The following is an 11,171-nucleotide window of genomic DNA, read 5'->3' on the forward strand; positions in this document are numbered from 1 at the left end:
CTTTTTGTATCCTTATCCATTGACGACTGTTCCACCGTTCACATGAATCATTTGACCGCTGACATACGAAGAGTCATTGGATGCAAGAAAAACATAACTTGCGGCAAGTTCATACGGCTGTCCCGCTCTTCCCATTGGTGTCGTAGAGCCGAATTCTGCTACTTGTTCGGCCGGAAAGGTAGAAGGAATGAGAGGGGTCCAAATAGGTCCAGGTGCCACTCCATTGACTCGTATTCCATCCTTAGCAAGTGACTTTGAAAGAGATCTAGTAAAGGTAACTATCGCACCTTTAGTAGCAGAATAGTCAAGTAATTGCTCGTTTCCTTGATAGGCTGTTATGGAAGCTGTGTTAATAATAGAGCTCCCTTTCTTAAGATGGGGAAGAGCAGCCTTGGTTAAATAAAAATAAGAGAAGATATTTGTTCGAAACGTTCGTTCAAGCTGCTCTGATGTGATATCAAGTAAACTTTGTTGTGGATGCTGTTCGGCAGCGTTATTGACGATAATATCAATTTTGCCAAATGCTTTCATCGTATCATCGACCATTTGATTACAAACCTTCTCATCTCCAATATCTCCTGCCGCAAGAATACAACGTCTGCCTTCTGCTTCAACTAGCTTTTTTGTGTCCTCAGCGTCCTTTGCTTCGTTTAAATAGGAAACGACAACGTCAGCTCCTTCTTTAGCAAAATAGATGGCTACTGACTTCCCAATTCCACTATCGCCACCTGTAATAATCGCTACTTTATCCTTTAATTTATTGGAGCCTTTATACTCTTCACTAACATGAATCGGTATGGGATTCATTTCATCCTCAACACCAGGTTGGTGATTTTGATGTTGAGGTGGAAAGGTTTGTTTGTTATTCTGAGACAAGCATATCCATCCTTTCAAATTGTCATTTGTCATTTTTGTAGTATAGGGTAAATGAGGGGGATTATATGCAAATAGAACAATTCAGAATAGGTGTAAAATTTGACGGATTTATATGAATTGTGATATAAGCAATAATATTAAAATATTTTCTAATGAACGTAATCAAATGGAGGAAGTGACATTTATGGAACATCGTAGTAAGATTATAGACTGTACAATTCGAGATGGAGGCTTAGTCAATAATTGGGATTTTAGTGTAGAGTTTGTTCAGGACTTGTATAATGGTTTAAGTGAGGCTGGAGTCGAGTATATGGAAATCGGATACAAAAATTCAGCCAGGCTCCTAAACGTTTCAGAGCCCAATCCATGGAGATTTCTCGACGATCACTTCCTAAAAGAAATTATTCCAGAGAAAAAATTCACCAAGCTTTCTGCTTTAGTGGATATTGGACGAGTAGACCCTAATGACATCCTTCCTCGTGAGCAAAGCATCTTGGATATGATTCGAGTAGCATGCTATGTGCGTGAAGTGGATAAAGGCTTGGAACTTGTACAAATGTTCCATGATTTAGGCTATGAGACGTCTCTCAACATTATGGCGTTATCTAGTGTTCCAGAGCAACAGCTTATAAAAGCGTTTGAGTTGGTAAAAGAAAGCCCTGTAGATGTGGTATATATCGTTGACTCATTCGGAAGCTTAGATCCTGGAGATATTGAGCACCAAGTGAAAAAATTCCAAGCGCTGATTCCTAACAAACAGCTCGGAATTCATACTCATAACAATATGCAACTGGCATTTGCCAATACGTTAACTGCGTTTCAAAATGGGGTTACGTTCCTTGATTCATCTGTTTATGGGATGGGTCGTGCAGCGGGGAACTGCAACACAGAGCTTCTTGTCAGCTATATTCAGAAACCAAGCTATGAGCTGAAGCCTGTTCTAGGCGTTATCGAAAAGCATATGTTAGATATGCGTAAGAAGTGGGAATGGGGCTATATTATCCCATATATGATTTCTGGTGTACTTAATGAGCATCCACGTATCGCTATGGCGTACCGTGATAGTTCAGATAGAGATAAATTTGTAGAATTCTATGACAAAGTAACGACACCTGAAGCAACTATGGTCTTAGAGTCAAAGTAATATATAGATATGGAAATTTTTTAAAAAGGCCGATACTGGCCTTTTTTTATTCTCCTTTATCACTATTATCAAAACAAAAAAGTGAAAAACTATTGTCATGGATACGCTTTCGTGATAAGTTTAAAAGGTCATATGTGACATATTTGTGAACAATAATAATGATGTTTTAATACGAAAACAGCGACCCTGTTGATCGGTTAAAAATATTTAATTATTTCGTTTTATGACTGTTGGTACTTAGCAGCGCTCCTGTATAAGGCAAACCGTTGTAATGATTCAGGTGAGGGTTCCTTATATAGGAGTCTAATTTGGATTAATTACAACGGTTTTTTTGTTTTCTATGGGAGCATCTATGCGATTGATGTAGGGGGAAAACAAATGAAAGCAACAAAAAATCGTTGGCTTATTGCATTATCAGCTGTTGGAATACATATTTCCATTGGTTCGGTATATGCATGGAGTAATTTTACCGCTCCTTTAAAGAACATGTTTGGGTGGTCGGATTCAGAGGTAGCTCTTACTTTTAGTATCGCTATCCTATTTTTAGGTCTCTCAGCAGCATTTTTGGGGCATTTTGTAGAAAAGCATGGTCCAAGAAAAGCAGGATTACTAGCAGCCATTTTCTTTGGAATTGGTATTACTGGTTCTGGTTTAGCAGTGGATTTTGGTTCAAAGTACATGCTTTATGTATGTTACGGAGCACTAGGTGGAATTGGACTTGGAGTGGGTTACATCGCACCTGTTTCTACTCTAGTAAAATGGTTTCCTGATCGAAGAGGTTTAGCCACTGGTCTTGCTATTATGGGATTTGGGTTTGCAGCAGCCATTTCAAGTCCAATTATGAACTCATTGATCGAAACTGTAGGTGTAGCGAATACATTTTATATTTTAGGTGTATCCTACTTTGCTATTATGACTCTTTCTTCATTATATTTAGAGAAGCCTGCTGAAGGTTGGTTACCAGAAGGTTTTCAAGCGAAAATTGAAAGTGGGAAGGCAAAGCCAACCATGGAATTGTCACAGTTAAAGGCTAATGAAGCAGTAAAAACAAAACGCTTCTGGTATTTATGGCTCATGTTATTCATTAATGTCACTTGTGGTATTGCGATTTTAGCGGTAGCGAAACCACTAGCGATGGAAAGCATCGGCATTGACATGACAGCGGCTGCAGCATTGGTTGGGGCAATAGGTATTTTTAATGGCTTAGGTCGAATAGGTTGGGCTTCCTTATCTGATTATATTGGACGTCCGAATACTTATACCGCATTTTTTGTACTACAAATTGTCATGTTTTTCTTTTTACCACAAGTGTCTATTCAGTGGTTATTCATGGCCATGCTCATTGTCGTGTATACATGCTATGGAGGTGGATTTGCTTCTATCCCAGCATATATTGGAGATTTGTTTGGTACAAAGCAACTTGGGGCCATCCATGGTTATATTTTAACGGCATGGGCAGCTGCAGGACTAGTTGGTCCTTTATTCGCGGCATGGATTAAGGATACGACTGGCAGCTACGCAGGAAGTTTGACCTTCTTTTCCGGATTATTTGTAGTTGCATTAGTCATTTCAATTTTAATAAGATTTGATATTAATAGATTAAAAGCAGAGAATGCCGGAAAGTTAGGCCGTTCTAAAGAAGCAGTATAATATCTAACTAAAATAGTGTAAGATAGGGAAAAAACGGTAAGTGAGTTGAAACGAGTGAATAAGTACGAAGCTGAGTTTAGCAATATTGTTCGAGCCTTTCGTAAAAAGCATATGGGAAAAGGGCCAAGCCAAGTTCGAACCACTTTCTCAAAAAACTGGGCCATCTGTGAACTGGAGGGAAATTTATCGCCTATTGAAAAATTCATTGCCACTGCGGAAGATGGGCGCCAAATGCTTCGCGCTGCCCGGACAGAAATGGTGAAGGAGATTTATAAAAAAAATCATCCTACAGAGATGGAAGAATTGCTTGGAACAAAATTCGTCCGTGTGTTTGTCGATATCGATATTGAGTTAGATATTGGTATGTCGATCTTTGTATTTGAAGATAACATTGAAGAGAAATTTAATATGTAATAACTGTTGCAAACAGATTTATATTGTTGGAACTTGGCAGCGCACCTGTTAAAGACTAACCACCTGAAGTTTTTGTCCTAATAAAAAAGGAAGGATTTCTTCTGGTGGTTTTTTACATGAAAAAAGTGTAAATGGAGGAATAAATTATGGGGAAAACAAAACATCCAGGCCCACAAAAGAAAGCCATACTACCCGCACCAAAGTACTGGGTTAGTCCCATCCCATTTGGATTAGGAAAAATTAAACCAAAACATATTCGCGATACGATGAAGATCGCATACGATAATAAAGACAATATAGGTTATGCCACTCGCATCATTACAGAGGGTGTATGTGACGGCTGTGCGCTTGGAGTATCTGGCTTGTACGATCAAACCTTATCCGGTCCACATCTGTGTACGACTCGTTTAAATGTCCTCAGACTAAACACGATGCCAGCAATTAAACCAGAGATTCTTCATGCCGATATTGACGAACTTAAAAAGTATGATAGTACAGAACTTCGTAAACTTGGTCGTATCCCCTATCCAATGATTCGTCGCAAAGGGGAGCGTAAGTTTTCTCGAATTACATGGGATGCTGCGATGGATATGGTTGCCGGAAAGATGAAAAAACTAAATCCTAAGCAATATGCTTTCTACTTAACATCACGTGGAATTACCAACGAAAACTATTATGTAGCGGCTAAGGTTTCACGCTTTTTAGGAGCGAACAATATTGATAATGCTTCACGAATTTGTCACTCTCCAAGTAAAACGGCATTAAAACGATCGATTGGTGTAGGAGCATCCACTTCGAACTATTTAGATTGGATTGGTACAGATGTACTCCTATTCTGGGGAAGCGTGGCATCAAATGCGTCACCAGTATCTTCTAAATACATGTTAGAAGCGAAGAAAAAGGGTACAAAAATCATTGTTATTAATCCATACCGTGAGCCAGCAATGGAAAATTATTGGATTCCTTCCAATCCAGAATCAGCTCTTTTTGGAACCAAGCTAGCAGATGATTTCTATCAAGTTAATATCGGCGGAGATATTGCGTTTATGCATGGAATTATGAAGCACTGGTTTGATATGGAAGCTGAGAAAACTGGTTCGGCCATTAATCATGAGTTTGTACAAGAACATGTGAATGGGTACGAAGAACTAAAAGCTAAGGTACAAGAGCAAACATGGGAACATATAATAGAATCATCAGGTGTTACAAAAGAAAGAATCATCGAGCTTGCAGAAATTTTAGCAAAAGCCAAAAATGCTGTCTTTGCCTGGGCACTTGGTTTAACGATGCATTCATTTGCCACAGACAACATTTCTCAAGTTGCTAATCTAGCTTTATTACGTGGTTTCCTAGGACGCAAGCACTCTGGTTTAATGCCGTTTCGTGGTCACTCCTCTGTACAAGGTTCTGGGGAAATGGGGGCAGATCCTTTTGTCTTACCAGGTGGGGATTTTTACGGTGAAAATATTGAGCGGATTGAAAAGCTGTGGGGCTTTAAACTTCCGCGTTGGCAAGGGGATATTGTTGGTGTCACTCTTGAAAATATTATGCTTCCAGAAGACCATGAGAGAAAGGTGAAGTTATATTATTTAAGTGGTGGAAACTTCTTAGAAACGATGCCTGATCCAATATTTGTAGAGAAAGCATTATCTCAGTTAGATATTCGTGTCCACCAAGATATTATTTTAAACACTTCTACTCTAGTAGATGCACAAGAAGCGGTTATCGTGCTACCGGCGAAAACTAGATATGAGCAGGAAGGTGGCGGAACGTCAACTTCCACTGAAAGAATGGTCTATTTTTCTCCTGAAATCGAAGGAAATAAGAACCGGATTGAAGAAGCTCGTGAAGAATGGAAAATCTATATTGATCTAGCAAAGCGTGTAAATCCTACAATGGCACATTTGGTGGATTTTAAGGATGCACAGGCGATCCGAGACGAAATCGCATTAGCAAATCCAAATTACGACGGGATCCAGCATTTAAAGAAAAAAGGTGATGTGTTCCAATGGGGTGGCGCTTGGCTTTGCGAAGATGGAATCTGTCCGACACCAGACGGTAAAGGGACATTAATTACTGTCGATATCCCAAATATGGGTAAAAAAGAAGGACAGTTTTTACTAACGACTCGCCGAGGAAAGCAATTCAATTCCATGGTGTTTAGCGAAAAGGATCCGTTGAATGGATCTGACCGTTATGATGTATTAATCAATGCTGAAGAAGCTCGTTTGCATCGAATTGCAGATGGCGAAGGGATTGTTGTCTACAATCAGCATGGAGTGTTCCAAGGACGTGCAAGATATGCTGATATCACACCAGGTAACCTGGGCGTTCACTTCCCAGAAGGAAACTTCTTATTACCAAAAGGTAAATACGAGAAATTTGCTGGTATTCCAGATTATAATATTGCGGTAAAAGTGGAAAAAGCAGAGCGTTTTAATGCTCGAAAAGATACACAATACCTGGAGAAGCCAATTCCAGATCTAGAAACAGAAGTAAGCTGAATTTTTAGGAGGTACAGAAATGGGCAAAGAAATAGATGATGTGACCACCACAAGGAGCATTCTGAGATTTAACGGCAAGGACTTCTATGAACAAGAGGATGATATTGCTGTTGAATTTCCACTAACAGTGATGGTGGATGGTCAGGAATTTGCCACCATGGTCTGTACTCCTGCTGAACTAGATGAACTGGTTGTCGGTTTTTTAGCTTCAGAAGGTGTCATTCGAAGGTTTGACGAAATTAAAACGTTAACGATAGACGACTCTAAAGGCTTTGCATATGTGGAGCTAGTGACGAAGAAGGAAATGCAAAACCACCACCACTCTAAACGCTTTATAGGTTCATGCTGTGGGAAAGGGCGTCAGTTTTACTTTTACAATGATATGAAAACGGCAAAAACGGTAATGAGTAAGACAACTATAACTGGCCAAGACTGTCACAGGCTGATGACGCTAATGCAAGAAAGTTCATCACACTTCCAGCAAACCGGCGGCGTTCACAACTCGGCTTTGTGTTCAAAAGAAGGAATCATCGTTTCACGGACGGATATTGGCCGCCACAATGCTTTAGACAAAATATTTGGATATTGCTTAATGAATCGTATTCCGTTGAAGGACAAGATAATTGTATTTAGTGGCCGAATTTCTTCAGAGGTATTGTTGAAGGTAGCAAAAATTGGTGTAGGAATTGTATTATCAAAATCCGCTCCTACAAACCTCGCACTTGATTTGGCTGAAGAACTAGGTATTACAGCTGTTGGTTTTATTCGCGGTCAAGGGTTTAATGTATACACACATCACGAACGTATTTTAGGTGGATAAAATGAGACTTGCACGATAAGCATTAGCTTATCGTGCTTTTTCATTGATTTCTGGTATCAAAACTTGTTGGATTTAATAAGGTAGTTTTATTTGGTGGTGCCTGTTGCCCTAACACTGCTGTTACTGTAAAAATTAGAAGAATAATAATACATTCTATTCTTGTCCAAGTTTTTGGATTGAAATTTGGATCTCTCTTTATTTTTCTTTTAACAAAAATCCCGTTAATGATTGCATATATAAGTAAGGGAATAATTAGAATATGTTTTATTAATAATGCTTGTCCATATGGGAATAGCCAAGAATTAGTATAGTCTGTAATCACAAGATTCATCAAAATCAATCCACTAATGATGGTGCTTACAAAGCAACATAATGCAATGGGTGTAAACCAGTTTAAGAACTTTAACCAATGATCATAATTAGTTGAAAACCAACTAATTACAATCAATATTCCTACCCATACACTGACAGCGGTGAAATGTAAAGTATGACTCAGCCCCCCGAAAAATTGGCTTATAGAACTTGCATGACTAGACCAACTAACTCCCACAATCAGAATGAAAGTTAGAATAGCACCAATATATCCATATAATTTTTTTCTCTGATAATCTATTGATGAAATAAAAATAATTAGAATAAACGATACAGAGAAAATAAATACCCATGATTTTCCCACTTCAAATGTCGTTAGTACGGATTGGAATGATTCTCCAAAACCTATTCTAGGGGTTAGGAACAGAATCGTTTGTAAAATGGGAAAGAATGTGGAAAGGGGAATTCCAATAATAGCAATCATTAATATATGTTTTGAAACATTCACTTTTGGTTTATGTGTATTTGGGATAAGAGTAAGAAGGAAGGTACCAAAAGTTAATGAAAAGCATAAATATAATAGCGTTTTACTAATAATCATTAAAACCAACATAATTATTTCTTTCTATTCATCAAAAATATAAAGCTTCCAATGATGATTACAATTAAAAGACCAATAACAACGGGTGCTACATATGATGATACTTCGTTTTGATTACCGTCCTCTTCTATTGCTTCATTTGCTGTATCTTCTTCTGGTGTATCAACATTTTGGTGATCATGAGATTCCTCTGGGGTTTCTTCAGACTCTTCAGGCACCTCTGTTTCTGGTACCTTTACAGAAAATGAAAGATCGCCTTCGATTGGATGTCCATCAGCTCCGATTATACTCCAATGTACATTGTACTCACCACTCTCTAAAGGATTTGAAAGTGTTCCTGTCAATATATTTTCGGCTAAAGAAATGTCAATAGGTAATGCATCTCCATTACTATTTTGTAGTGTGAATATACTGCCATTCTCTAACTTTCCTTCAAAAGTTAAGGTAATGTCCTGAAGATTTTCTGTAATTACCTCTCCATTTTGAGGTGTAGAACTTTCTAAGCCAGTGTGTGCAAGCGCATTTCCACCAAATGAGAGAAAGCAAATGAATAAAATTAATAAAAGTTTTCTCATAATAAATAACCTCCAATAAGTAGTATAGTGCTTAAAATGTAAACACTTAATTTCAAGCAAAGACCATTCTAATATTAAAGTGTGAAATTTGAATGAAATATGGTTACTTTCTTAATATTATTAGCAAACGATGGAATTAAAATTTGTGCTTTGTAAACATTTCTAAATTAGGTGTATACTAACTCTGGGTCTTTTCATCGACTAATTAACTGAAAAAGAGGAATATCATGAGAAAACATATCCTTTTAATCTTTTTATACTTAATTTTCCTAGTTGTAGGTTGCGCTAATAATGAGGAACATGCACATGAAATGGCACACAAACATAATTTTAATGGCTCCGCTGAAGTTCCTGAAGCACTGGCCATAAAGGCAGTTGAAAACCCGAAATATCCAATTGGAAGCAAAGCGATTAGTAAAGCAAATCACATGGGTGGAATGATGGATGGGGTGGAAGTAACGATTGTTGCAGCTTATAAAACAACTGCATACGAAACTTCATCCGTTATGAGTGATGGGACGGAGATGGAAAAACACCGCTGGATTGTGCATGAAGAATTTGTTAATCCTGGTAATAAACCAATCGCAACAGGTACTGAAATTAAAACCGTTGCCGACCACATGGAAGGAATGAAGGATTCCATTCAAACCATTGATTCGTCCGTTGAAACAACGGTTTATATTGTAGACTTTGTCACATCAGATGGACATGAAGTAAAAAATCATAAATGGGTAGCTGAAGAAGAATTAGAACCTATTACATAATCTCGAAAATAAAAAACATTGGATTGATTCCAATGTTTTTTATTTTATTTTGTCTAAGTTCAAATAAATTACCATTCTTTAAGGATTTGAAAATTTCACCTGAATTTCTTTTAAAAACATTTCAGCAGCAGCGGAAAAAACTTGATGTTTTTTCCAAACGATATTTAACCCAGATTCAAGTCTTGGCTCTAGCGGTCTAAAACAAAGATTACTATCACTAGACGTATTCACAATTTTATCAATGGCTATGGCATAACCAATGCCCTCTTCAACCATAAGGGAAGCATTATATGCTAGATTGTATGTAGTCACAACGTTTAATTTTTCAAAATTTTCACCAAACCAATCAGCAAATTCATTTTTAGAAAATGTCTGTTTCATAGCCTGTCTTGAACAGATTAAAGGAACATTTAATAGATCCGCTGCTTGAATGTTATCATGGAAAGCTAGAAGGCTGTCTTTCCTCATAACAACGCCCCAAACATCTTTGGCTGGGATATTGATATAATTGTATTTAGACAAATCAGCTGGTTGAATTAAAATACCAAAGTCAAGTAATCCCTTGTCAAGTCGTTCAGTTACATCATCTTCGTTTCCGCTGTAGAGGTGATACCGGATATTTGGATAACCTAACTGCAAATCTTTTACTACCCGTGCGATCTGTCTCATGGCATCTGTTTCCCCGCCACCTATATAAACATCTCCACTAATTGTTTCTTCCATGGAACTAAATTCAGCTCCTAATTTATCGACCATTTCTATAATTTCCTCTGCTCTTTTTCGCAAGAGCATTCCTTCATCTGTGAGGTGGATACTGTGGCTGCTGCGAATAAATAGTTTTTTTCCTAACTCTTGTTCAAGATCTTTTAATTGCCTTGACAAAGTTGGCTGTGTAATATGCAGAAAATCAGCAGCAGCTGTCATACTTCCTTCTCTGGCCACCGTAAGGAAATATCGCAAAACTCTTAATTCCATTCTCTCCTCCTCCTTCATTAGGTTTTAGTATATACATTCCAGAAATGCCTATCAAGCATATCATGATATGTGATATAAGTATTAGCTGTGTACGATGCGGTGCGCTAAAAGCTGCCCTTGCAGCAGGATACCGGGTTGTGGGAAAAAATGGGGAACAGGAAGGGGATTCTAGCAAACTTGCAAAGGCTCTAATTAACATCGTAAATCAGGAGGAATCACCATCTCGCTGAATTTCTTGTACTGATGCCCTTGCGGGTGCAGAACAAAAGGTTGTAGAGCTCAACAACAGATTGACGCCTATCGTGATTTATCTACCTCCCTCGCTTACGAGGATGCGTAAACAGTCAGACGAATTAAACTAAATTAAAGAACATAAGCGGAGATTTTTCGGTTAGATGTAGAATGGAGCTCGTTTCGGTGGTAAATAAGGGGAGGTTTTCCGCTTATGCAAAGCAAAATCTCTCATTTTCGAATTTTTCGAGCCAATAGGCGGAAACTCTCCGTCTATTTCGAGCTTTTTTTATAAAAATTACTAA

At 38.0% G+C, this 11,171-nt stretch carries 10 protein-coding genes; 6 read left to right on the top strand and 4 right to left on the bottom strand.

Going from position 1 to position 11,171, the window contains the following annotated elements:
• Nucleotides 1–12 precede the first annotated feature (12 nt).
• Nucleotides 13–909, bottom strand: coding sequence for an SDR family oxidoreductase (locus tag ACFFHF_RS07605; RefSeq protein ID WP_377057841.1), 897 nt, complete (start codon nucleotides 907–909; stop codon nucleotides 13–15).
• 151 nt (nucleotides 910–1,060) lie between these two features.
• On the opposite strand from ACFFHF_RS07605, the gene ACFFHF_RS07610 reads away from it, so the two are divergent.
• The 5 genes from ACFFHF_RS07610 to fdhD all read left to right on the top strand — a co-directional run bounded on the left by ACFFHF_RS07610 (nucleotide 1,061) and on the right by fdhD (nucleotide 7,408).
• Nucleotides 1,061–2,020 (top strand): aldolase catalytic domain-containing protein, encoded by a 960-nt coding sequence (locus ACFFHF_RS07610; RefSeq protein WP_119707196.1) that lies wholly within the window; start codon nucleotides 1,061–1,063, stop codon nucleotides 2,018–2,020.
• 378 nt (nucleotides 2,021–2,398) lie between these two features.
• A complete protein-coding gene (locus tag ACFFHF_RS07615) occupies nucleotides 2,399–3,670 on the top strand; it encodes an L-lactate MFS transporter (protein WP_377057842.1) in 1,272 nt (423 codons plus the stop codon).
• 54 nt (nucleotides 3,671–3,724) lie between these two features.
• Nucleotides 3,725–4,084 carry a Na-translocating system protein MpsC family protein gene (locus ACFFHF_RS07620; protein ID WP_340902848.1) on the top strand — a complete coding sequence of 120 codons (360 nt, stop codon included), beginning with the start codon at nucleotides 3,725–3,727 and terminating at the stop codon, nucleotides 4,082–4,084.
• A gap of 146 nt (nucleotides 4,085–4,230) precedes the next feature.
• Complete coding sequence (locus tag ACFFHF_RS07625) at nucleotides 4,231–6,588, top strand: FdhF/YdeP family oxidoreductase (RefSeq protein WP_377057843.1); 2,358 nt, start codon at nucleotides 4,231–4,233, stop codon at nucleotides 6,586–6,588.
• Between the two features lie 19 nt (nucleotides 6,589–6,607).
• Nucleotides 6,608–7,408, top strand: a complete 801-nt coding sequence (fdhD, locus tag ACFFHF_RS07630) for a formate dehydrogenase accessory sulfurtransferase FdhD (RefSeq protein WP_160546437.1) — start codon at nucleotides 6,608–6,610, stop codon at nucleotides 7,406–7,408.
• A 40-nt stretch (nucleotides 7,409–7,448) separates the two neighbouring features.
• Here fdhD and ACFFHF_RS07635 read toward each other — a convergent pair whose 3' ends face one another.
• Nucleotides 7,449–8,333: a CopD family protein gene (locus ACFFHF_RS07635; protein WP_160546436.1), complete on the bottom strand. Its 885-nt coding sequence runs from the start codon at nucleotides 8,331–8,333 to the stop codon at nucleotides 7,449–7,451.
• A gap of 2 nt (nucleotides 8,334–8,335) precedes the next feature.
• A complete protein-coding gene (locus ACFFHF_RS07640) occupies nucleotides 8,336–8,896 on the bottom strand; it encodes a copper resistance CopC family protein (protein WP_160546435.1) in 561 nt (186 codons plus the stop codon).
• Between the two features lie 227 nt (nucleotides 8,897–9,123).
• On the opposite strand from ACFFHF_RS07640, the gene ACFFHF_RS07645 reads away from it, so the two are divergent.
• On the top strand, nucleotides 9,124–9,660 hold the full coding sequence (locus tag ACFFHF_RS07645; RefSeq protein ID WP_160546434.1) for a DUF1541 domain-containing protein: 537 nt from the start codon (nucleotides 9,124–9,126) through the stop codon (nucleotides 9,658–9,660).
• 78 nt (nucleotides 9,661–9,738) lie between these two features.
• On the opposite strand, the gene ACFFHF_RS07650 is transcribed toward ACFFHF_RS07645, so the two are convergent.
• Entirely contained in the window at nucleotides 9,739–10,635 is an 897-nt protein-coding gene (locus ACFFHF_RS07650; RefSeq protein ID WP_377057845.1) for a LysR family transcriptional regulator, read from the bottom strand.
• Nucleotides 10,636–11,171 lie beyond the last annotated feature (536 nt).

Origin of the sequence: Robertmurraya beringensis (assembly GCF_042433785.1) — a bacterium.
GTDB classification, from domain to species: Bacteria; Bacillota; Bacilli; order Bacillales; family Cytobacillaceae; genus Robertmurraya_A; species Robertmurraya_A beringensis.